At 40.3% G+C, this 21,991-nt stretch carries 25 protein-coding genes; 23 read left to right on the top strand and 2 right to left on the bottom strand.

Annotation, left to right across the window (positions count from 1 at the left end; all coding sequences use genetic code 11):
- Position 1 precedes the first annotated feature (1 nt).
- Genes EO114_RS03320 through atpC form a run of 10 tightly spaced genes read left to right on the top strand, consistent with a single transcriptional unit; the run spans position 2 to position 6,773 of the window.
- Complete coding sequence (locus EO114_RS03320) at positions 2-205, top strand: AtpZ/AtpI family protein (RefSeq protein WP_164723754.1); 204 nt, start codon at positions 2-4, stop codon at positions 203-205.
- A gap of 9 nt (positions 206-214) precedes the next feature.
- Positions 215-601: an ATP synthase subunit I gene (locus EO114_RS03315; protein WP_127010979.1), complete on the top strand. Its 387-nt coding sequence runs from the start codon at positions 215-217 to the stop codon at positions 599-601.
- A 14-nt stretch (positions 602-615) separates the two neighbouring features.
- Positions 616-1,287 (top strand): F0F1 ATP synthase subunit A, encoded by a 672-nt coding sequence (atpB, locus tag EO114_RS03310; RefSeq protein WP_009353413.1) that lies wholly within the window; start codon positions 616-618, stop codon positions 1,285-1,287.
- A gap of 20 nt (positions 1,288-1,307) precedes the next feature.
- Positions 1,308-1,580, top strand: coding sequence for a F0F1 ATP synthase subunit C (gene atpE, locus EO114_RS03305; RefSeq protein WP_009353316.1), 273 nt, complete (start codon positions 1,308-1,310; stop codon positions 1,578-1,580).
- A gap of 29 nt (positions 1,581-1,609) precedes the next feature.
- Entirely contained in the window at positions 1,610-2,104 is a 495-nt protein-coding gene (gene atpF, locus EO114_RS03300; RefSeq protein WP_009353350.1) for a F0F1 ATP synthase subunit B, read from the top strand.
- 4 nt (positions 2,105-2,108) lie between these two features.
- On the top strand, positions 2,109-2,675 hold the full coding sequence (atpH, locus tag EO114_RS03295; protein WP_062401500.1) for an ATP synthase F1 subunit delta: 567 nt from the start codon (positions 2,109-2,111) through the stop codon (positions 2,673-2,675).
- A gap of 2 nt (positions 2,676-2,677) precedes the next feature.
- Positions 2,678-4,213, top strand: a complete 1,536-nt coding sequence (atpA, locus tag EO114_RS03290) for a F0F1 ATP synthase subunit alpha (protein WP_009353315.1) — start codon at positions 2,678-2,680, stop codon at positions 4,211-4,213.
- 3 nt (positions 4,214-4,216) lie between these two features.
- Entirely contained in the window at positions 4,217-5,071 is an 855-nt protein-coding gene (gene atpG, locus EO114_RS03285; protein WP_127061519.1) for an ATP synthase F1 subunit gamma, read from the top strand.
- A 22-nt stretch (positions 5,072-5,093) separates the two neighbouring features.
- Entirely contained in the window at positions 5,094-6,512 is a 1,419-nt protein-coding gene (gene atpD, locus EO114_RS03280; protein ID WP_009353331.1) for a F0F1 ATP synthase subunit beta, read from the top strand.
- A gap of 3 nt (positions 6,513-6,515) precedes the next feature.
- A complete protein-coding gene (gene atpC / locus EO114_RS03275) occupies positions 6,516-6,773 on the top strand; it encodes an ATP synthase F1 subunit epsilon (RefSeq protein ID WP_127061517.1) in 258 nt (85 codons plus the stop codon).
- 71 nt (positions 6,774-6,844) lie between these two features.
- Here atpC and EO114_RS03270 read toward each other — a convergent pair whose 3' ends face one another.
- A complete protein-coding gene (locus EO114_RS03270) occupies positions 6,845-8,011 on the bottom strand; it encodes a pyridoxal phosphate-dependent aminotransferase (protein ID WP_127061578.1) in 1,167 nt (388 codons plus the stop codon).
- 381 nt (positions 8,012-8,392) lie between these two features.
- Between EO114_RS03270 and EO114_RS03265 the strand changes: the two genes are divergently transcribed.
- From EO114_RS03265 to EO114_RS03205, 13 genes are all read left to right on the top strand, one after another.
- A complete protein-coding gene (locus EO114_RS03265; RefSeq protein ID WP_127061515.1) occupies positions 8,393-9,505 on the top strand; it encodes a RuBisCO large subunit C-terminal-like domain-containing protein in 1,113 nt (370 codons plus the stop codon).
- 5 nt (positions 9,506-9,510) lie between these two features.
- Positions 9,511-10,323 carry an MBL fold metallo-hydrolase gene (locus EO114_RS03260; protein WP_062401509.1) on the top strand — a complete coding sequence of 271 codons (813 nt, stop codon included), beginning with the start codon at positions 9,511-9,513 and terminating at the stop codon, positions 10,321-10,323.
- A gap of 47 nt (positions 10,324-10,370) precedes the next feature.
- Positions 10,371-10,850 (top strand): 23S rRNA (pseudouridine(1915)-N(3))-methyltransferase RlmH, encoded by a 480-nt coding sequence (rlmH, locus tag EO114_RS03255; RefSeq protein WP_062401511.1) that lies wholly within the window; start codon positions 10,371-10,373, stop codon positions 10,848-10,850.
- A 14-nt stretch (positions 10,851-10,864) separates the two neighbouring features.
- On the top strand, positions 10,865-11,764 hold the full coding sequence (locus EO114_RS03250) for a hypothetical protein (protein WP_127061513.1): 900 nt from the start codon (positions 10,865-10,867) through the stop codon (positions 11,762-11,764).
- A gap of 12 nt (positions 11,765-11,776) precedes the next feature.
- Complete coding sequence (locus EO114_RS03245) at positions 11,777-12,238, top strand: CBS domain-containing protein (protein WP_009353341.1); 462 nt, start codon at positions 11,777-11,779, stop codon at positions 12,236-12,238.
- Between the two features lie 99 nt (positions 12,239-12,337).
- Positions 12,338-13,666 (top strand): trigger factor, encoded by a 1,329-nt coding sequence (gene tig, locus EO114_RS03240; protein ID WP_127061511.1) that lies wholly within the window; start codon positions 12,338-12,340, stop codon positions 13,664-13,666.
- A 40-nt stretch (positions 13,667-13,706) separates the two neighbouring features.
- Positions 13,707-14,300: an ATP-dependent Clp endopeptidase proteolytic subunit ClpP gene (gene clpP / locus EO114_RS03235; protein WP_176604748.1), complete on the top strand. Its 594-nt coding sequence runs from the start codon at positions 13,707-13,709 to the stop codon at positions 14,298-14,300.
- A gap of 12 nt (positions 14,301-14,312) precedes the next feature.
- Positions 14,313-15,536: an ATP-dependent Clp protease ATP-binding subunit ClpX gene (gene clpX, locus EO114_RS03230; protein WP_009353388.1), complete on the top strand. Its 1,224-nt coding sequence runs from the start codon at positions 14,313-14,315 to the stop codon at positions 15,534-15,536.
- A gap of 91 nt (positions 15,537-15,627) precedes the next feature.
- Positions 15,628-17,937, top strand: coding sequence for an endopeptidase La (gene lon, locus EO114_RS03225; protein ID WP_127061508.1), 2,310 nt, complete (start codon positions 15,628-15,630; stop codon positions 17,935-17,937).
- On the top strand, positions 17,934-18,626 hold the full coding sequence (gene yihA / locus EO114_RS03220) for a ribosome biogenesis GTP-binding protein YihA/YsxC (protein WP_009353280.1): 693 nt from the start codon (positions 17,934-17,936) through the stop codon (positions 18,624-18,626). The genes lon and yihA overlap by 4 nt, the downstream gene beginning before the upstream one ends.
- Positions 18,623-19,594 carry a polyprenyl synthetase family protein gene (locus tag EO114_RS03215; RefSeq protein ID WP_127061506.1) on the top strand — a complete coding sequence of 324 codons (972 nt, stop codon included), beginning with the start codon at positions 18,623-18,625 and terminating at the stop codon, positions 19,592-19,594. Before yihA ends, EO114_RS03215 begins: the two co-directional genes overlap by 4 nt.
- 1 nt (position 19,595) lies before the next feature.
- On the top strand, positions 19,596-20,450 hold the full coding sequence (tatC, locus tag EO114_RS03210) for a twin-arginine translocase subunit TatC (protein WP_127061504.1): 855 nt from the start codon (positions 19,596-19,598) through the stop codon (positions 20,448-20,450).
- Positions 20,451-20,527: 77 nt separating this feature from the next.
- Complete coding sequence (locus EO114_RS03205; protein WP_127010965.1) at positions 20,528-21,175, top strand: PepSY domain-containing protein; 648 nt, start codon at positions 20,528-20,530, stop codon at positions 21,173-21,175.
- Positions 21,176-21,220: 45 nt separating this feature from the next.
- Here the strand turns inward: EO114_RS03205 and queC are convergent, their stop codons facing one another.
- Complete coding sequence (queC, locus tag EO114_RS03200) at positions 21,221-21,904, bottom strand: 7-cyano-7-deazaguanine synthase QueC (RefSeq protein ID WP_127061501.1); 684 nt, start codon at positions 21,902-21,904, stop codon at positions 21,221-21,223.
- Between the last annotated feature and the right edge of the window lie 87 nt (positions 21,905-21,991).

Below are 21,991 nucleotides of genomic sequence, written 5' to 3'. Positions count from 1 at the left end.
TATGGGGAAAGAAAAATCAGATCTATGGATGGCTATCTCCAAAGCATCAACTACGGGATTTACCATACTTTGTTCTATCGGTATCTGTATGGGGCTTGGTTATGCCATTGATCACTATGTGGGAACGCACCCTTGGGGCGTGCTCCTAGGTGGATTAATCGGTGGATTTCTAGGCCTCTACGGTGTCATACGTCAGTGTATGTAAGGAGACTGTATGAAAGAATATATAACCTATATCAAAAGTCATTGCCGATGGATACTGTCAGTGGCTATACTAGGTGTAGTCGTGTTATGGATACTGGACTGGACTCAGCACATCACGGGTTGGCTATGGGGCATGATGACATATGTTGTATATTTCTTGTATTTAGCCTTTCAAACCTACAAGATGAAAGACGCCACCTTAGACGATGTGAAACGTCGAGTTTGGATTGGTGTTATGAGTCGGTTTAGCTTAATCGTATTGTTAGTAGGCATAAGCACGCAGATCCCTTCTATTTCCATGAAAGGTGTACTAGGCGGAATCTGTGTGTTTGTTCCTATGCAATATGTTGAGTATAGTATGTATGTACGTCAACGTAATAGGGAATCATCTATGTGAAAGGGGGTGGGAATATGGAGTTACATGCAGGGCATCATCATGTTGTTCAATGGATGGGCATATCCTTCAATATGGATACGCTATACATGACGTGGTTAGTGATGGCAATCATTATTGTAGTCACACTATTAGCTACACGGTCACGGGCCATGGTACCACAGGGGATTCAAAATGTGATGGAAGGCGTGCTAGAAGGATTGACTGGTCAGTTTAAAACGAACCTAGGCAATCAGTGGAAGTTTTTAAGCTCCATCCTATTTACGTATTTTCTGTTTATTTTGGTGAGTAATGAATTGGGCTTGATTCCAAGTCCGCATATCTTGGCATCGCCAACAAATGACATTAACACCACCTTGGGATTAGCCATTTCAAGCTCAATTCTTGTATGGATTGTAGGCTTGAAAGTAAAAGGAATTGGCTATTTTAAGCATTTTGTACAGCCATTTAAATTGTTTATCATCATCAACTTAATGGAAGAAATAGCGAAACCTGTCACATTAGCCTTCCGTTTGTTTGGTAACATACTAGCGGGAGAAATTCTTTTAGAATTATTATATGCCTTGGTACCCTATGTACTTCCTATCGTATGGTTAGCCTTTAGTCTAGCAATCGGTATTATTCAAGCGTTTATTTTTGCCATGCTCGTTACCTCGTATTTGGGGATGACAATTGGAGATGGACATTAATAGTTTAGGAGGAAATCATAATGGAATTATTATTAGCAAAAGCGTATGTATTGGTTGGTTCTGCCATTGGCGCTGGTTTAGCAATTGGTTTAGCTGCGATTGGTGCAGGTATTGGTGACGGTCTTGTATCTGGTAAAGCTTTAGAAGGTATGACTCGTCAACCAGAACAATCTGGTAAATTATTTACAAATATGTTAATTTCTGTAGGCTTAATCGAAGCGGTACCTATTATCGCAGCAGTTATCGCGATTGTATTAGTGTTCGCAAACCCATTGGTAGACTTACTTAAATAATAGACATTAGCTAAGAGGAGGTATGACCGTTGGTAGATTTAAACGGCACACTCGTACTTCAGATTTTGAACTTTATTGTGCTAGTGTTGATTTTAGCAAAGTATGCGTATAAACCGTTATTGCAAACCATGGAAGAACGGAAACGTCGCATTGAGAATGATCTTACCAGTGCAGAACAAGCTAGAGAAGAAGCGGCTGCGTTGAAAGCTGAATATACAGCGCAATTGCAAGAAGCTCGTAAAGAAGCACAAGGGATTATCGAGACCGCAAAACAACAAGCAGAAGCAGAATCACAAGCACAAATCAAAGAGTTACGAGCTCAACTAGTGAAAGAAAAAGAAATCGCCCGCCAAGAAATTGAACGGGAACGGGAAAAAGCAATGCAACAAATCCGCGCAGAAGTTGTGAATTTGTCTGTACAAGTGGCTGGTAAGTTAATTGGAAAAGACTTTTCCAGTGCTGATAATGTAGCTCTTGTAGAGGATACCATTGCAAAACTTGATAGTACAACTATAAGGTCGTGATACGATGAGTGTAGAAAGAATTGCAGAAACATATAGCTCCGCTATATTTGAATTAGGACAGGAATCAGGTTTGTTACCACAATTTGATACAGATCTTTCCTATGTGCAAGATTTATTTTCCACCCATGAGGAATTACGCCAAATTTTAATCAATCCTATGTTAGAAGTAGCGGGAAAAAAGAAAATTTTACAACAAATCTTTGGTAGTGAAGTGCATCCATTGATTATGAATTTTCTCAATGTTATGGTGGACCGCCGTCGCAGTCCCTATATCATGGAAACAGCTCGTGCTTACGTAAAACGCTCCCGTGAAAGTCGCGGTATTTTGGAAGCGAAAGTAACGGTTATAGAACCACTTTCAGAGGCAATGCGGGAAAAAGTATTGCGTAAGTTACAAGAGATTACTGGCAAAGAATGTGTCATCGAAGAATATGTGGATCCATCCATCTTAGGTGGCATGGTCATTCAAGTGGGAGACACTCGGATTGATGGAAGTATGGCTAGACGATTGGAAGAATTAAAAAAATCATTGCTTAATGCAAGTACCAATAAGATTGGGGTGAATGGTTAATTATGAAAATGACGCCTGAAGAAATTACTGCCATTATTAAACAGCAGATTCAGGACTATAATGTTGAATTAAACGTAGATGACGTAGGAACTGTTCTGGAAGTAGGGGACGGTATTGCGCATATCTACGGTCTTGAAAAAGCCATGGCTGGCGAATTGTTAGAGTTACCTCATGGCGTATATGGCATGGTACTCAATTTAGAACAAGATAATGTAGGCGCCGTTCTCCTAGGTAATGACTTCTTAATTAAAGAAGGCGATGAAGTGCGCCGTACAGGCCGCATCATGCAGGTTCCTGTAGGAGATGGCTTAATTGGTCGTGTTGTGAATGCCCTTGGTCAACCTATCGATGGTAAAGGTGAAATTGTGGCAGAAACATATCGTCCTGTAGAATACCCAGCACCTGGTATTGCAGATCGTAAATCTGTATTTGAGCCAATGCAAACTGGTTTGAAAGCCATTGATGCGATGGTACCAATCGGTCGTGGTCAACGGGAGTTGATCATTGGTGACCGTGGTACTGGTAAAACAGCGATTGCTATTGATACGATCTTGAACCAAAAAGGACAAGATGTGATTTGTATCTATGTAGCAATTGGTCAAAAAGAATCTACTGTAGCTCGTGTAGTACAAAAATTAGAAGAAGCAGGGGCTATGGACTATACGATCGTTGTGTCTGCTGGTGCTTCTGAAGGGGCTCCTATGCAGTATTTAGCACCATATTCTGGGGTAGCTATGGGCGAACATTTCATGTACCAAGGTAAACATGTACTTTGCGTATATGATGATTTAACAAAACAAGCTGCTGCCTATCGTGCGATGAGTTTGTTGTTACGTCGTCCTCCAGGACGTGAAGCGTACCCTGGTGACGTGTTCTACTTACATTCTCGTTTATTGGAACGTTCGGCAAAAGTATCTGATGAATTGGGTGGCGGATCTATTACAGCTTTACCAATTATCGAAACACAAGCAGGTGACGTATCTGCCTATATCCCAACGAACGTAATCTCCATTACGGATGGACAAATTTTCTTGGGTACAGATATGTTCTACTCGGGTGTTCGTCCAGCAGTTGACGTAGGTTTATCCGTATCTCGTGTAGGTGGTAGTGCGCAAATTAAAGCAATGAAACAAGTAGCTGGTAAATTGCGCTTGGAATTGGCACAATATCGTGAATTGGCGGCTTTCGCGCAGTTCGGTTCTGATTTGGATGCCTCCACAAAAGCACAATTAGATCGTGGTGAACGCTTAACTGAAATGTTGAAGCAACCACAATATTCTCCGTTAAAAGTAGAAGAACAAGTGGTATGTTTATATGCAGGTATTAATGGTTATTTCAAACGATTAGCTGTTCATGATGTACCAGCATTCCAAGATGCCTTATTACACTATGTACATGGTAATTATGCCAATGTATTAGCATCAATTAGAGATACTAAGAAATTAGAAGAAGATACAGAAAAAACATTGCAACAAGCGATTTTAGAATGTATTGATGTCTTTGGTGCTACTCACGAATTATTACCAGAGGAGGCGTAATCTATGAGTAGTGCACAAGACTTACGCAAGCGTATAAAAAGTGTCACTAATACGCAGCAAATTACAAAAGCTATGAAGATGGTAGCATCTGCTCGTCTACGTCGTGCACAACAAAAAGCGAAAGGTACTGAACCTTATACAGAACGTCTCCGCCACATGCTGCATCAAAGCATGTCCTCTCTAGATGGGGGCGCAGATTTACCGCTACTCACAGTTCGTCCTGTGAATAAGGTAGCCTATGTGGTGGTAGGTGCGGATAAAGGTTTGGCTGGTGCTTATACTAGTAATATCATTAAATACGTGCAATCCTTGCTCAAGGATGCGCCAACAGATGCCTATGGTTTATTTACAGTGGGTCGCAAGCCAACGGAATATTTCACAGGTCATGGCTATTCTGTAGTCTCTGAGTTGCAAGGTTTTTCTGATAAACCAGGCTTTCATCATGCCCAAGACATTGTGGAACAAGTGAAAACTATGTTCTTGTCTGGTGAGGTAGATGAAGTGGTATTGGTATACACTAAGTTTGTGAACTCCTTATTGCAAGAAGTGACTCATGAGCGCTTATTACCTCTTTCATTAGAGTCTGATACAGCAGAGGCCGGTGAAAGTTTATTCTATCCGGACCAAGGATCCGTATTGGAACAATTGTTGCCAGCCTATGTGGAAAGCACTGTATATAATGCATTGCTACATGGGGCGGCTAGTGAATTAGGTGCCCGTATGACGGCCATGACATCCGCTACTGATAATGCAGGCGAATTGATTGGTACCTTGCACTTAGAATACAATAAGTTGCGCCAAGCAGGTATTACTAACGAAATTTCTGAAATCGTAGGCGGTGCAAACGCATTGCAATAATAGATAAAGGAGTATCTCGTATATGAGTACAAATATAGGTAAAGTAGTTCAGGTTATTGGACCGGTGGTAGACGTTGTCTTCCCAAAAGGTGAATTGCCTGCTATTTACAATGCAATTACTATTACAAAAGGCGACGAACAAGCATCTAAGATTGTTGTAGAAGTTATGCAACATTTAGGTGATGATACAGTTCGTTGTGTTGCTATGAGTTCCACTGATGGATTAACTCGTGGCATGGAAGCAGTGGATACAGGAGCCGCTATTTCCGTTCCTGTTGGTGATGGTGTACTAGGTCGTATTTTCAACGTATTAGGCGAAACAGTAGACCATGATCCAGCGGAAGTGAAAGTGAATGAACATTGGCCAATTCACCGTGCCGCTCCAAAATTTGATGAATTAGCACCAGAAACTAATATTTTAGAAACTGGTATTAAAGTCGTAGACTTAATTGCGCCATATGTAAAAGGTGGTAAAATCGGTCTATTTGGCGGTGCCGGTGTAGGTAAAACAGTTCTAATCATGGAATTGATTCATAACATTGCTACAGAACATGGTGGTTACTCCGTATTCGCAGGCGTTGGTGAACGTACCCGTGAAGGGAATGACCTTTGGAATGAAATGAAAGAGTCTGGCGTATTGTCTAAAACAGCGCTTGTTTATGGACAGATGAATGAGCCTCCTGGAGCTCGTATGCGTGTAGCTTTAACAGGTTTGACGATGGCGGAATATTTCCGTGATGTGCAACAACAAGACGTGTTGTTATTCGTAGATAACATTTTCCGTTTCATCCAAGCTGGTTCCGAAGTATCTGCCTTGCTAGGCCGTATGCCATCTGCCGTTGGTTACCAACCAACATTGGCCAATGACGTAGGGGCCTTACAAGAACGTATTACATCGACAAAAGAAGGTTCCATTACGTCTGTACAAGCCGTATATGTACCTGCCGATGACTTGACTGACCCAGCGCCAGCAGCGACATTTGCTCACTTGGATGCTACTACAGTATTGTCTCGTTCCATTGCAGAACTTGGTATTTATCCAGCTGTGGATCCATTGGATTCCACTAGCCGTATCTTGGATCCATTAGTATTAGGGGAAGAACATTACTCCGTAGCTCGTGGCGTACAAGAAGTACTTCAAAAATACAAAGATTTACAAGATATCATTGCTATCTTAGGTATGGAAGAATTGTCTGAAGCGGATAAATTGACCGTAGCTCGTGCTCGTAAAATTCAACGTTTCTTGAGTCAACCATTCTTCGTAGCTGAAGTATTTACAGGCAGTCCTGGTAAATATGTGCCATTGAAAGAAACATTGCGTGGTTTCCGTGAAATCCTAGAAGGTAAACATGATGACTTACCTGAAAGTGCTTTCTACATGGTGGGAACTATCGATGAAGCTGTTGCCAAAGGAAGGGACATGTTAGGGAAAGGAGAATAATCTATGAGTACCATGCATGTAACAATTATTACTCCTGATGAAACAGTGTTTTCTGGAGACGCAACGATGGTGGTAGGAAAAGCTCTCGATGGAGAGTTTGGTATTCAACCGCATCATATGCCTTTAGTGAGCGCTTTGGCGCCAGGGGCGATTCGCATTGACCATGAGGGCAAGCGTGAAGAGTTTATCCTTCCAGGGGGATTCCTAGAAGTGGAAAATAATTCTGTGTATATCACGACGGCCTCTTGTGAACGTGTCTAACTACATATCGAAGAGATAGAAAAAGGGTTGTACCGAACTACTGTAGTAGTGTTGGTACAACCCTTTTGTGGTTACTTCTGCAATGTTGTTAAGAAAATTTGTATTCTTCGTAATGCCTCTTGGATGGTTCCCTTAGAGGATGCATAGGAACAGCGAATACGGTTAGCACCGCAGGTGCCGAAAGCAGAGCCTGGTACAACGGCTACATGCTGTTGCTCTAGCAATTGTTCACAGAAATCTTCGTCGGATAGACCAGTTTGAGAGATGTCAGGGAACACATAGAAAGCTCCTTCTGGAACGGCAATCGGTAAGCCCATATCTTGGAATCCTTTTACGATCATGTCACGGCGTTCTAGGTAATCTTGACGCATAGCGATAACGGAGTCATCGCATTTGTTTAGAGCTACGATGGCAGCGTGTTGCACTGGTGTAGCAGGTGCAACGATGCTGTACTGGTGCAATTTAATGCAAGCTGTAATAAACTCAGAAGGTGCACAAAGGAAGCCGATGCGAAGACCTGTCATAGCATAGGACTTGGAGAAACCGTTTAAGATGATAGTGCGCTCTTTCATGTCCGGTAAGGACGCCATAGATACATGGTCCTTGTGGTAGGTGAGCTCTGAGTAAATTTCGTCAGAGATGATGATCAGGTCATGGGCTTTAGCGAACTCTGCAATAGGCAATAAATCTTCGTAGTCCATGATGGCTCCTGTAGGATTGCTTGGGTAACACATTAAAATAGCTTTTGTTTTTTCTGTTACAAGCTTTTCCAATTCTTCTACACGAAGTTTAAAGCCATCTTCTAAATGTGTGGGTACAGGAACTGCTTTGCCACCACACATGTGAACTTCTGCTTGGTGAGCTACGTAGGATGGATTTGGGATTAACACCTCGTCTCCTTCGTTCAAGAGGGCACGTAAAGACAAATCGATGGCTTCACTAGCACCGATGGTGAGCATCATTTCATCTGTGCCGTAGTGTACGTGGTAACGGCGGTTGTACCAATTGCTAATGGCTTCGCGTAATGGCAAGATGCCTGCATTGGGGGAGTAATTCGTTTCCCCTCGTTCCACGCTGGCTACCAGTGCATCTAGTACAGGTTGGGGAGGTATGTAATCGGGTTCCCCAACGCAAAGAGAAATCACATCGTCCATAGCCATGGCTTTTTCCCAAAATTTACGAATCCCAGAAGGGGGCAATGTTTGTGTCATAGTTGAAAGATAATTGTTCCAGTTCATAGATTGTCCTTTCTGATACATGATCCATGTATCTCTATGTCAAATGTCAGGATGTTGTGCCGACTGATATGGATAGTTGCTCTTAAGAGTGTATACAGGCGGTCACAACACCTAGTAGAATGATAGAATAAATAATAGTAACAGTGTACCACATTCTTAGAAAAGAACCTAGTGGATTAGAGGTTCTTTTTTATTGCATATAGTGTATAATTGTAGGTATGACATAGCATTTCATAAGAACTTATGTCATACTATAAAGATAGAGAAATCAGATAACGGATTCTCAAACACTGTTGCCGTGGTAGTATAGTAACAGACTTTTAGATTGATTATAAAAAGATAAAAATAGAGTATATTGTAATGATGGGAAAGGAGTTACCGATGGAAACATTTTCCGTTACCTATGCATTGCATGTTCCAACCTATGAAGAGGCGAAGCAAGTGGCTTGGTCCATACAGGTGGAGCAAACCATTGAATTTCCTTATGAATTATTAGGGGAAAGCGACCCACGTCGTCAAATGGTGGGACAATTGCTTTCCTTGGAAGAAAAAGAAGATTGTTTTTTGGCAAAGATTGCCTACCCGGTGGAGACATCAGGATTGGAAGTGACACAGTTTTTAAATGTAGTCTTTGGCAACTCTTCCCTACAACCACACATTTGGGTAGTGGATATTGAGTTTAGTCCTAGTTTGCTAGATGTGTTTACAGGGCCTAAGTTCGGCTTAGCTGGCATTCGAGAATTATGCCAGACCCCAACTCGCCCCATGATTCAAGCCGTAATTAAACCTATGGGGACACCCAATGAAGAGTTGGCTCGCATGTGTCATGCCTATACTATGGGCGGTGCCGATGTGATTAAGGATGACCATGGATTGACGAATCAATCGTTTTCTCCCTTCAAAGATCGTGTGTCACGATGTGCCCATGCAGTACAGGAGGCGAATGCTAAAAGTGGTCATCACACCCTCTATGCAGCCAATGTATCTGGGGATGGAACAGACGTGCTAGAGCGGGCCCATTATGCGAAAGAAGCAGGTGCTACAGCTCTGATGGTAGCCCCTTCCTTAATCGGATTTGGCTGGCTACATCGATTGGCTACCGATGATTCTTTGAACTTGCCGCTCATCGTGCATCCTGCTATGATGGGTGGATTCACATTACCCGGTACATCAGGGATTGCCGCCACGATTTGGATGGGCTTATTGCCACGTATTTTCGGCGGGGATATGAATATTTTCGTGTCTTATGGTGGACGATTTACATTTAAACCAGACTTGTGTCGTCAAATTTGTGATAGTAATCGTGGACCATTGGCGTCGATTAAATCGTCTTGTCCATCTCCAGGTGGTGGCGTGACCGAGGCACGTTTGCCAGAGTTGGTGAGCATTTACGGTACAGATACGATGTTCCTTGTAGGGGGCGATATGTTCCGACGAGGACCAGATTTAACAGAGAATATGAAAGCTTTCATAGATGTATTAGAAAGAAGCTAGGAACAATGACAACAAAAGAGAAAGAGTTAGAAGTTCATGTCGTGGCTAGCGGTAGTAAAGGGAATTGCACCATTATTCGCAGTTCTCACAGTGCAGTGATTGTTGATGCAGGTATTAGTTGCCGAAGGATTACTAATGCTTTGCAGGATTTAGAGATACCCAAACATATGGTAGAAGGGATTGTTATTACCCATGAACATTCTGACCATATTGCAGGGGTACCACAAATGATTAAGCAAATGGGTTTACCTATTATCACAAGACCTAATACAGCACGGCGTCTTATGGATAAATTTAGCGTATCTGCAGAGTGCTTTCAAACGTTAGGGACGAAAGAAGTAACCATAGGAGATATGGTGTTGCAACCATTTTCTACGAGTCATGATGCGGTAGATCCCATTGGTATCACTTGTTATAAAGGGCAGACAAAAGCAGCTTTATTAACGGATACAGGCATGGTATCAAAGGAGATGCTAGAGCATCTACATGATACAGATTTGTTGGTATTGGAAGCCAACTATGATGAGCATATGTTGTTATATGGACCATACTCACCAGATTTAAAACGTCGAGTGAAGAGTCATGCAGGTCATCTATGTAATATGACGGCTATGAAAGTATTATCAGCCTTGAGACGACCTAAGAATATGGAAGTTATTTTTGCCCATCGTTCAGAGCAGAATAATTCTCTCCACTTAGTAGAACAATTATCAGAGCGTTTGTTAAAGTGGTGCAAAACACAAGGGCAAATGGGATTTACTGCATATCATGGGGATCCCAAAGAGTATACTTCGATTGGTATATCTAATCATACATAAAACGCCTTAGTTTGAAATATAGTAAACGTCTTAGGAGATATGATAGTATGAAATTTTCTATCTATTGTATAGGAAAGTTAAAAGAGCCTTATTTGCGAGAAGGAGTAGCGGAATTTGTTAAACGATTGCAACCCTATGGGGGTGTGACGATTACAGAACTGCCGGAAAGTAAATTAGGAGAAAAACCTAGCCCATCAGATAAGCAAAAAGCACTCTATGATGAAGGGCAACGGTTATTGAAATATTGCAATCCCCAAGCCTTTGTTGTGTTGCTAGATGTGTACGGCAAACAAATGAGCTCGGAGGAGTTGGCAAAGCGGATTAGTGAATTAGAAGTACAAGGACATAGTGAGATGATCTTTTTCATTGGAGGAGCCTTTGGTGTATCGGAAGAATTACGACAGCGGGCACAGTGGAAATTGTCCATTAGCCCCATGACTTTCACCCATCAAATGGTGCGGCTTGTACTGGTAGAACAATTATATAGAGCTTGTAAGATTAATCGAAATGAACCATATCATTGGTAGGAAAGGAGATATGCATGGCAAGTGCAATTGAAAAAGGAATTACTTATGTGTCAGCGGATATACAGGAACTACCCTTGGAGGATCCTGAATTTATTGGGCATTATAAAACAGAATTAACCGAAGGGAAGGAAGATATTCTTGCCATTGAAGGTGAAATCCAAAATTTGGTACAAGGATATGAGGCTCTCTTTGTCGAATTAAAAGAAATAGGGCAATCTGAGACATTAGACGAACATCATGGTATGGTTAGCGATAATATACGTGAGTATAAAAATGTAACAGCTACGATTTGTACCGTTTTAGATACCTATATAGATATGGATAATATGATTCATCAAATGGAAACTTCTGGTGGTAATCCTGCCTATTTATTGCATCGTAAACAAGAATTATTAGAGCAGAATGTAGAATTGAATAAAATTTTTGACCGTGTAGATTATTATATTTCTACAGTGGTGGATATGCTTGCAAAGGAAACAGATGTGGTAAAAGCTATGCTAGAGAGCAAGCATACTGTATCTGAAGAGGAGACAGTGCATATTTTATTCCTACATCAGACAGCATTGAGTACTTGTGTGGATATCAATAAATTGTTAGTGGAACGATTACAATTAATGGTACCTCGTCTCGAAGGGTTACGAGAAGATGTGATGAAAGTACAGGTTCATTCTGTAACAAATGATGTAGAAGAACGTAGAAAGCGATTGCAAGAATTACGTCAACAAGCGAAAATAGAAGATGTAACAGATTACGTGGATTTAGAAGGGCAATATCGTCATGCTTATGATGAGGAAGGAAACCACATCGGAACTCAAGAAGGGGGCGATGGTGGTAACCGTAAAAGTTTGACTGCCATTTTGGTTGTAACAGCGATAGTGATTGCTATCTTTGCTGCATATGTATATATGAAATAGGAGGATGTAACCATGACATTACAAGAGATTATGAACAAATATCCAATTACTGTTGGTAAAGATGAACAAATTACAAATGTAGCTAAATTGATGGTAAAACACAATTTAACAGCCATTGCTGTCGTAGATGAAGAGAATAAATTAATCGGTATTGTGTCGGAAGGGGATTTGTTGTATAAAAAAGTTCGTCCTCATGCGCCACATTATATCAATATCTTAGGTGCTAATATTTATTATGGTGGCATCGGTGAATACGATGGACAATTTAAAAAATTAATGGCTACTCATGTTGAAGAAATCATGACTACAGAAGTGATTACTGCCTATGCAGATGCAGAAGTAGAAGTGACTGTAGGAGCTATGGTAGAAAAGCATTTAAAAAACTTACCAGTTGTTGATGATGCATATCATCTAGTTGGTATGGTAAGCCGTCATGATATTATGAAACTTATTGCTGAAGAACAAGGTAAATAGGGAAATAATTGCACTATTGACAACTTTATGATAATATTAAGAATGCAATATTAAAACTTATAATTTGGGTGTACTATACCCTAAGGAGGAAATAGTTTCATGAAAGCAACTGTAACTGCTGTTGATCAGCACAAGGTATCTATTACAATCGAAATTCCAGCGGAAGATGTGAAAAAAGGCTTTGCACAAGCTGTAAAACGCATCGCTGGTCAAGTTAATATTCCAGGCTTCCGTAAAGGTAAAGCACCTCGTAAAATTTTGGAAATGAACTATGGTAAAGAAGCTATCGCTGAAGAAGCGTTTGAATTATTAGCAGGTCGTGCTTATACAGAAGCACTTCGTGAAAATAAAATTATTCCTGTTAGTGAGCCAGAAATCGATCGTGAACAATTCGAAGAAGGTAAAGATTTGATTTTCAAAGCTACAGTAGTTAAACAACCAGAAGTTACATTAGGCGACTACAAAGGCTTAGAAGTAGAAAAACAAGATGCTACTGTTACTGACGAGCAAGTAGAAGAACAATTAAACAATATCCGTAGCCAACAAGCTAAAATGGTAGCAGCTCCAGCAGATGCAACTGTACAAAAGGATGATTTTGCGACAATTGATTTTAAAGGGTTCATCGATGGCGAAGCATTTGATGGTGGTGAAGGTAAATCCTACCCATTACAAATCGGATCTGGTAGCTTCATCCCTGGCTTTGAAGACCAATTAATCGGCCACAAAGCTGGTGAAGATGTGACTGTTACTGTTTCTTTCCCAGAAGACTATTTCGTAGCAGAATTAGCTGGTAAAGAAGCAAAATTTGAATGTCATATCCATGATATTAAACGTAAAGAGTTGCCTGAAATCACTGATGAATTCGTACGTTCCGTATCTGTAGGTCAAGGTAAAACTGAACCAGCATACAATACAGCAGAAGAATTCAAAGCAGATCTTCGCAAACGTATGGAAGATGATGCTGCACGTCGTGCTATTGACGCATACAATGCAGGTTTAGTGGAACTAGCTGTTAAAAATGCAACAGTAGATATTCCTGAAATCATGATTGAAGACCGTGCTGAGCAAATGGTTCAAGAATTAGCAATGAATCTTGAAGGCCGTGGTTTGAAATTGGAAGACTACTTAAAATTCTCTAACAAAACTATCGAAGCATTACGTGAAGAAAATAAAGCCGCAGCAGCTGAAAACGTTCGCGCTGACTTAGTATTAGATGAAATTGCAAAAGCAGAAAACGTTCAAGTTACTCCAGAAGATATGAACTATGAAATCTTTGCTATGTCCCAACAATTTGGTGCTGACCCTAAAGAAGTATACGATATCATTGTAAAAGAAGGTCGTGTATCTATGTTAGCAAGTTCTGTAGCACGTAAAAAAGCAGCTCGTTTCATCATTGAGAATGCTAAAGGTGCTGAAAAAGCTGAATAATTGCTAATGCAGGTACATGTATAAGAGGTGTTAGATGTCTATGTATGTGCCAATCGTAGTAGAGCAAACTGGTCGTGGTGAGCGATCCTACGATATTTATTCTCGTCTATTGAAAGATCGAATTATTCTATTAAGTGGCCCCATTGATGATACGGTAGCAAATAGTATCGTAGCGCAATTGCTGTTCTTAGAATCTGAAGATCCAGATAAAGATATTCACTTATACATCAATAGCCCAGGTGGTGTGGTAACAGCAGGTATGGCGATTTACGATACTATGCAGTACATTAAACCTGATGTGTCTACTATCTGTGTAGGCTCAGCGGCTAGTATGGGTTCATTGTTGCTCACAGCGGGAGCACCTGGTAAACGCTATGCATTGCCTCACTCTCGTATTATGATTCACCAACCATTGGGCGGTGTCCAAGGGCAAGCTTCTGAAATTGAAATTCATGCTCGTGAGATATTGCGTTTGCGAGAAGAATTGAATGGCGTGTTAGCATATCATACAGGTCAGCCTATTGAGGTGATTGCACAAGATACAGATCGTGATAATTTCATGTCTGCAGAAGATGCAAAACGATATGGCTTAATTGATGAAGTGTTAACTCGTACATCTTCAACAGAAAAATAAGGAGACAGGGGTTTGAATAAAGACGATAAAGAAAGACGTTGTAATTTTTGTGGTAGAGCAGAAACAGAAGTCGAACGATTAATAGCGGGCCCTAATGTATTCATTTGTAATGAATGCATTGATGTATGCCAACATATTATTGAGGAAGACAAAATTGAAGAACTACCGGAGACGTTTGATTTAAACGATATCCCGACTCCAAAAGAGATTAAAGCTCATCTTGATCAATACGTAATTGGTCAAGATGACGCTAAAGTTTCCTTGGCTGTAGCCGTATATAATCATTACAAACGTTTGCAACATGATAATGTCATCGATGATGTGGAACTACAAAAGTCCAATGTACTATTTATTGGACCTACTGGTAGTGGTAAAACATTATTGGCTCAAACATTAGCAAAAATGTTACAAGTACCATTTGCCATGGCAGATGCTACTAGTTTGACAGAGGCAGGCTATGTAGGGGAAGATGTAGAAAATATTCTTCTTAAACTGATCCAAGCTGCCGACCATGATATAGAGCTAGCTGAACGCGGTATCATCTACATTGATGAAATCGATAAAATTGCTCGCAAATCAGAAAATCCGTCTATTACTCGTGATGTATCTGGTGAAGGGGTACAACAAGCATTACTGAAAATCCTAGAAGGAACAGTAGCCTCTGTGCCACCACAAGGGGGACGGAAACATCCAAATCAAGAGATGTTACACTTAGATACAACAAATATCTTGTTTATTTGCGGTGGTGCTTTCGATGGCATGGAAAAAGTGATCACGAAACGAACTGCGAAAAAAACATTAGGTTTTGGTGCAGACATTCAAAAGAAAGAGGAACAAGATGTAGCCTCTATTTTAAAAGAAGTCGTACCAGAAGATTTACAAAAATTCGGATTAATTCCTGAATTTATCGGACGATTGCCAGTGATGGTTACGCTCAGCCCACTTGATGAAGAGGCATTAATTAAAATTTTGACAGAGCCTAAAAATGCATTGACTAAGCAATACGAAAAAATGCTGTCTTTAGATGATGTAAAATTAGTCTTTGAATCAGATGCACTCCGTGAGATTGCGAAAGAAGCCTTAGAACGCAATACGGGAGCACGCGGATTACGGGCCATTATCGAAAAAGTTATGAAACGTGTGATGTATGAAGTACCATCTATGAAAGATGTAAAAGAATGCATCGTAACAGATAAAGCGGTTCGTGGCGAAGAAGAGCCAATACTCAATAAATGAGTCCACGCTGAAGAAATCAGATAGTAAAGGCAAAGAAACTCATTTCATAGGCGGAATGGGTTTCTTTTTATCATATAGTACTGGGGGTTCAATGGAAACTAAACCTATGACATTACCGATGGTTCCCTTACGTGGAATGGTCGTATTTCCCAAAGTAGTAACACAATTAGATATTGGTCGTACTACATCTGTACAAGCTGTAAAGGCAGCTATGGATAAAGATCAATATTTAGTGGTATCTACTCAAAAAGATGAAAGTATCGAAAGTCCTACATTAGAAGAGTTAGGTCGTGTAGGGACAATTGTTAAAATAAATCAAATGCTTCGTTTGCCAGGTGGTGTAGTTCGTATTTTAGTAGAAGGTGTGACACGTGTTAACATTGATACTATTCTAAGTACTGAACCTTTTTACGAAGCCGTTGTAACACCATTAGGGGTTATTCATGAAGACCCAATGGAAGAAGAAGCATATCGTCGCATTTTGCAATCTAAATTTGCTCAATGGGTAGAGGTTATTAAACCAACAACAGATGAAGGATTGGACCAAGTATTAGGCAGTGCTGATGCTAGTGAATGGGCAGATCAGGTAGCCTTTCTTGTACCTATCCAAACAAAGGTGCGTCAAAGCATTTTAGAAGAGTTATCTGTTAGCCGTAGATTGAATATGGTAGTTGGTGTATTAAATACAGAACTGCAAATCAATGATATGGAAAACTCTATCAATAACCAAGTTCGTCAATCTATGGAAAAAGCACAAAAAGAATATTTCTTGCGTGAAAAGATTCGTATTATCCATGATGAATTAGGTGACAAAATGGATCCTGATCAAGAGGCAGAAGAGTTACGAGAAGAGCTGGCGAAACTAGAGTTGCCAGAGGATATCCATAATCGTATTGACAAAGAGATTACGCGATATAGTCGTATGCCACAAATGATGCCAGAATCCAATATTTTGCGTAATTATATTGATTGGTTATTGCAGCTCCCTTGGAATACACTGTCTGATGATCGCTTAGAATTGAAAGAAGCCAGCGAGGTGCTTGATGGTGACCATTATGGTTTAGAAAAAATCAAGAAACGGATTCTAGAATTTTTAGCAGTGCGCAAGTTATCTGGTAAACAAGGCGGTTCTATTTTATGTTTAGTAGGGCCTCCAGGGGTGGGTAAAACATCCTTGGCTAGTTCCATTGCAAAAGCAATGAATCGTAAGTTTATCCGTGCTTCCTTAGGTGGTGTTCGAGATGAAGCTGAAATTCGTGGGCATCGTCGTACCTATGTAGGAGCCTTACCAGGTCGTATGATTCAAGGACTAAAGAATGCTGGTACTCGAAACCCTGTATTCTTGCTTGATGAAATTGATAAGTTAGCGTCTGATTATAAAGGGGATCCATCCTCTGCCTTATTAGAGGTATTAGACCCTGAGCAAAATAGTACTTTCAGTGATCATTATATTGAAATTCCATTTGATTTCTCTGATGTATTTTGGATTACTACTGCTAATGTAGCTGGTAATATTCCTAGACCATTATTGGATCGTATGGAAATCATCGAGCTCAGCAGCTATACAGAGGAAGAAAAACTAGAAATTGCTAAACGCTACTTAGTGCCAAAACAAATTGAAAAACATGGTTTGCAAGAGCAAGGAGTGAAACTATCCGATGCCGTGTTAAAACGTGTGATTTCAGAATACACTCGTGAAGCTGGTGTACGTACCCTAGAAAAAACAATTGCTAAAATTTGCCGTAAATTGGCATTTGCTGTGGTTACAGAAGATGAAAAAGCACCAAAAGTAACGGTAAAGAATTTGGAAGATTATTTAGGTACCCCTAAATTTGTAGAAGAGTCTCGTGAAAAACAAGCTCAAGCAGGTCTTGTGTATGGTCTTGCTTGGACCTCTGTAGGTGGCGTGGTATTGCCATGTGAAGCGACAACTATGCAAGGCACAGGGAAATTAAACTTAACAGGTAGCTTAGGCAAGGTCATGCAAGAGTCTGGTCAAGCGGCTATGTCTTATATTCGTCATCGCCAAAGTGAGTTGAAATTACCAGAAAAATTCCATAAGGAACTGGACATTCATGTTCACTTACCAGAGGGAGCTACGCCTAAAGATGGTCCATCTGCAGGTATTACGATGACCTTGGCCATTGTATCTGCTTTAACCGGTAGAAAAGTACGATCTGATATTGCCATGACAGGTGAAATTACTTTACGTGGTAGAGTCTTGCCAATCGGTGGTTTAAAAGAAAAATTATTAGCTGCACTTCGCTATGGAGTGAAAGAAGTGCTTATTCCTGAAGGTAATAAAAAGGATATTCAAGACTTACCAGATATCGTAAAAGAAGGATTGCTTATTACTCCTGTAAAAACGATGGAACAAGTATTAGAAAAGGCATTACTATGAAGAAAAAACCAGCAGTAAAACGCCATCCAAAACCAGTGTATACTAGAAAAGAGATAACAGGTCCACGCATCATCGCAGCAAAATATATAGCGTCTGCGGTGAAGGCGGATCAATACCCAGAAGGTGATACCATTGAAATCGCCTTCTTGGGACGATCCAATGTGGGAAAATCTTCTTTGATTAACTCTTTATGTAATTATAGAGGATTAGCACTGGTCAGTGGTACGCCGGGTAAAACGAAAACGATCAACTTTTTTAGTATAGAATCAAAAGAAGATTTACCAGATGATATGGAACGTCGTTTTGATTGGTTCTTAGTGGATTTGCCAGGGTATGGATATGCTAAAACAGGTGGCTCCAATACAAATATTTGGTCTTCTTTTATTGCTAACTATATTTTACAAAGCGAACGGATGATGCTACTTTGTTTACTCATTGATGGGCGTCATCCAGAGTTGCCCATTGACCAGGAGGCCTTTGATTGGTTGCAATCACACGGAGTACCTTTGCAAATTGTGGTAACAAAAGCGGATAAGTTAAAAATGAATGAGCGACAAAAACAGTTAAAAACTATTGAAGAGCGATACCCAACAGGGTATCCACCAATTTTGTACAGCTCTTTAAAGCATACAGGTCGTGATCGTTTATTAGCACGTATTAATGCAGTCTTATTGGGGGAAGAGGAATGAGTATTCTTACAGATGCACAAATGAAACTGCGCGTATCTAAAGATTTAGAGCGTGTAGAAACATATTTGCAACAATCTCTACAAACTGGTGCAGAAGATTTTAATGCACTCATTCGTCCTCTTTCCGCAGGGGGCGGCAAGCGATTACGGGCGCAATTGTGTTTGTTGATTGCTTTGAGTGGAGATTCTAATCAAGAAGATAGAGTGCGTATGGCGGCAGCTATTGAGATGCTGCACTTGGCTACACTCATTCATGATGATGTGTTAGACCAAGCAGAAGTACGCCGAGGAATTACGTCTATTCATTGCACAAAAGGCAATAAAGTGGCGATTCTTAGTGGAGACTATTTATTTGCTAAAGCATTTGGTATTGTAGCTGAAATCGGGTCCATTCCATGTTTAACCATTTTTTCTGAAATTATTTCTGCCTTGGTAGAAGGCGAATTTATGCAAATGGAAGATGTGTACCGATTAGATCAAGGTACAGAAAGATACCTACTAAAAACACAAAAGAAAACAGCAGATTTCATTGAAGGTTGCTTAGCATTAGGTGGTATTCTTGGTGGATGGTCAGAGGAGCATATTTCATTATTGCGCACCTATGGTCATGGTTTAGGCATGGCTTTCCAAATTACTGATGACGTAATGGATTATCGTGAGCAAACAGTCACTACAGGTAAGCCAGTCGGTAAAGATGTAAAAGAAGGTATTTTGACCTATCCTTTATTGTCTGTCGTAACTCCTGACAATACAACGCATGTAACGAATATGATTGAAGACATTCGCAATGGAAAAGATACAAAGGAATTGATGGAGTATGTGACGGCTAAAGGTGGTATCGATCAAGCCTTAGCTCTTGAGGCAACATATCGTAAACAAGCGGAGACAGCCCTACAACAACTACCATCTTTCAAAGGAAAAGATATTTTGCAAACTGTTCTTGAGAAATTGTCGAACCGTAAGGTGTAGTATGAAAGAATTTCAAGTAAAAAACTTTGAAATGAGTGCCAAACGTCCATCCTTGAATAGTGTCATAGAACAAAGAAAGCGTCTTGCTCAACAACAGGCAGAGCAAGACGCCTTGTTGCAACAGGATACCTATACAGAAACAGAAGCGAAACTTATGCAAGAGGCGTCCTCCATGTCTGTGGTGGATCACTTAAGTGAACTTCGCACACGTTTAGTAATCGCTATAGTGGCAATTATTATAGGTACCTTGGGGGCGTACTATTATGTGGAAGATATTCTGCAAATTTTAGTGGCACCAGCAGGAAAATTATATTATACAAAACCAACAGAAGCCTTTTTTACATATATGAAGATTTCCTTAGTAGCAGGTTGTATTGTATCTAGTCCTGTATGGTTTTATCAGATTTGGGCTTTCATTGTACCGGCCTTGTCGAAAGGCGAGAAGAAGGTCACTTTTATGGTGGTGCCTACAGCGGTGGTCTTATTTGTGGTAGGTGTACTATTTTCATATTACTTAGTATTGCCTATGGCTATTCAGTTTTTTATTGGCTTTGGTACAGATGAATTACAACCATTATTTTCTATAGGGCAATATATCGATTTTGTGATTGCCTTTATTTTACCCTTCGGAATTACGTTTGAACTGCCGCTTATTTTGATTGCTTTGGGTGTACTGGGTATTCTTTCATCTGATCGATTACGAGAATATAGGAAAATGTTTATTCTCTTGGCTTTTATTATCGGTGCAGCTATTTCTCCGACCCCAGATATGTTATCACAAACTATGATTGCGGGACCTATGATTTTACTCTATGAAATTAGTTATGGTGTATTACGATATATTGTAAAAGTATGAGCATTTGGTTCATATTATGTTCATAATTATAGTGTATACTGATTCAGAGACTAATTAGTGTATATAAAGGATGTAATATGAGACGAAAAATAATCATAGGTATCCTGAGTATTTGTGCTATTATATCTGCTGCAGTAGGCACATGGTATTGGTATAATGCCAAGCAAAATAGTATATCTATGGAGTCCACATCGATGGATGCGGACACTGTTAAGCTAAAAAAGGTGGCTTTACCAGAAACAAAAGTTGTGCCCACAACAGATAAGGTAGAAGCTAATGATGGACCTGACCCTATTATGGTAGATGCCAAAGGGGCAGTTAATCTGTATAAAAAACAATATCCAACGGCGCAAATTAAAGGGATAACCTTTGCAGAACAAGATGGACGCAAAAGCTACGAAGTAGCAGGTGTTTCTTCGGAGGCTGGTCATAGTGTGATGATTGATGCAACCACTGGCCAAGTTCTAAGTGCAGAAGTAGATACAGCACCAGAAAATTTAAAAGAATCTACAGCTATCGACTTAGGAAATGTAATTAATCCTGATGAGGCAAAGCAAGTGGCTATTACTATTTTAGGTAGTAGTGCTCGTCTAATACGATGGGAACTTGAAACAAAAGAATATGTGGCTAGATACCATATGGTATTAGATGTGAACGGTGACATTATGCATGTTGTTATTGATGCTAATTCCAGTCAGGTAATCGAAGTGACTAAAGAAGGATAAAAGCTATTCAATCCAAAAAGGTTGAATAGCTTTTTTGTGTTATTTCTATTGTAATAATGGATCTACCATACCATTATCAGTGAAAGCTTGTTCTCTATCACGGCATGTGCCACATGTATGGCATGGGGTAGAGCCGCCTTCATAACAAGACCAGGTAAGGTGGTAAGGAACCTGTAAACGCAATCCTTCTTGTATGACTTGGGATTTGTTCATATCATTGAGAGGAGCATAGAGGCGCACTTTGTTATAAGAACCGATGTAAATGGCTTCATTCATATGATGGTTGAAGTCAGGTCGACAGTCTGGGTACGCATTGCCTGCAGCATCATCAGCATGGGCGCCGATATAGATGGACACTTCTTCCTCTGGGTATAGACTGAGGGCTAAGCTAGCAGCCATGGAGAGGATGAGGCCATTGCGGAATGGTACATAGGTAGACACGGAACCGGTTTCTGCAATTTGTTCACCATAGGTGCGGTGATCGATACTTTCTGTAGAAGAAGATAAGAGGGACGAGTTGGAATAGGACATTACCTGAGTCAGGTCCAGTTCATAATGAGGAATACCATAATAGTTGGCAATGGCTTTGGCGGAATCTAATTCTTTTTTATGCTTTTGCCCATACCAAATGGACAAGGCGCTCACATTGTCTGAGCCAAGGGCATCGATGGCCATAGCTAAGCAAGTGGTGGAATCTACCCCACCACTGGATAATACTAATGCTTTCATAGGAAACCTTTCATGGAAATAAAAAAATTATAAGTGAGTACTGACATAGAACAGATGATGTACTATAATAGTAAGGATAAGATTGTT

This window comes from Veillonella sp. 3627, assembly GCF_003992195.1.
GTDB lineage: Bacteria > Bacillota > Negativicutes > Veillonellales > Veillonellaceae > F0422.
Note: the sequence above shows the minus strand (reverse complement) of the source record. Positions and strands in the feature narration are given on the sequence as shown.

Coding starts and splice junctions, on each gene's coding strand:
- EO114_RS03320 (WP_164723754.1), top strand. CDS start 2: ATGGGGAAAGAAAAATCAGATCTATGGATGGCTATCTCCAAAGCATCA.
- EO114_RS03315 (WP_127010979.1), top strand. CDS start 215: ATGAAAGAATATATAACCTATATCAAAAGTCATTGCCGATGGATACTG.
- atpB (WP_009353413.1), top strand. CDS start 616: ATGGAGTTACATGCAGGGCATCATCATGTTGTTCAATGGATGGGCATA.
- atpE (WP_009353316.1), top strand. CDS start 1,308: ATGGAATTATTATTAGCAAAAGCGTATGTATTGGTTGGTTCTGCCATT.
- atpH (WP_062401500.1), top strand. CDS start 2,109: ATGAGTGTAGAAAGAATTGCAGAAACATATAGCTCCGCTATATTTGAA.
- atpA (WP_009353315.1), top strand. CDS start 2,678: ATGAAAATGACGCCTGAAGAAATTACTGCCATTATTAAACAGCAGATT.
- atpG (WP_127061519.1), top strand. CDS start 4,217: ATGAGTAGTGCACAAGACTTACGCAAGCGTATAAAAAGTGTCACTAAT.
- atpD (WP_009353331.1), top strand. CDS start 5,094: ATGAGTACAAATATAGGTAAAGTAGTTCAGGTTATTGGACCGGTGGTA.
- atpC (WP_127061517.1), top strand. CDS start 6,516: ATGAGTACCATGCATGTAACAATTATTACTCCTGATGAAACAGTGTTT.
- EO114_RS03270 (WP_127061578.1), bottom strand. CDS start 8,011: ATGAACTGGAACAATTATCTTTCAACTATGACACAAACATTGCCCCCT.
- EO114_RS03265 (WP_127061515.1), top strand. CDS start 8,393: ATGGAAACATTTTCCGTTACCTATGCATTGCATGTTCCAACCTATGAA.
- EO114_RS03260 (WP_062401509.1), top strand. CDS start 9,511: ATGACAACAAAAGAGAAAGAGTTAGAAGTTCATGTCGTGGCTAGCGGT.
- rlmH (WP_062401511.1), top strand. CDS start 10,371: ATGAAATTTTCTATCTATTGTATAGGAAAGTTAAAAGAGCCTTATTTG.
- EO114_RS03250 (WP_127061513.1), top strand. CDS start 10,865: ATGGCAAGTGCAATTGAAAAAGGAATTACTTATGTGTCAGCGGATATA.
- EO114_RS03245 (WP_009353341.1), top strand. CDS start 11,777: ATGACATTACAAGAGATTATGAACAAATATCCAATTACTGTTGGTAAA.
- tig (WP_127061511.1), top strand. CDS start 12,338: ATGAAAGCAACTGTAACTGCTGTTGATCAGCACAAGGTATCTATTACA.
- clpP (WP_176604748.1), top strand. CDS start 13,707: ATGTATGTGCCAATCGTAGTAGAGCAAACTGGTCGTGGTGAGCGATCC.
- lon (WP_127061508.1), top strand. CDS start 15,628: ATGGAAACTAAACCTATGACATTACCGATGGTTCCCTTACGTGGAATG.
- yihA (WP_009353280.1), top strand. CDS start 17,934: ATGAAGAAAAAACCAGCAGTAAAACGCCATCCAAAACCAGTGTATACT.
- EO114_RS03215 (WP_127061506.1), top strand. CDS start 18,623: ATGAGTATTCTTACAGATGCACAAATGAAACTGCGCGTATCTAAAGAT.
- tatC (WP_127061504.1), top strand. CDS start 19,596: ATGAAAGAATTTCAAGTAAAAAACTTTGAAATGAGTGCCAAACGTCCA.
- EO114_RS03205 (WP_127010965.1), top strand. CDS start 20,528: ATGAGACGAAAAATAATCATAGGTATCCTGAGTATTTGTGCTATTATA.
- queC (WP_127061501.1), bottom strand. CDS start 21,904: ATGAAAGCATTAGTATTATCCAGTGGTGGGGTAGATTCCACCACTTGC.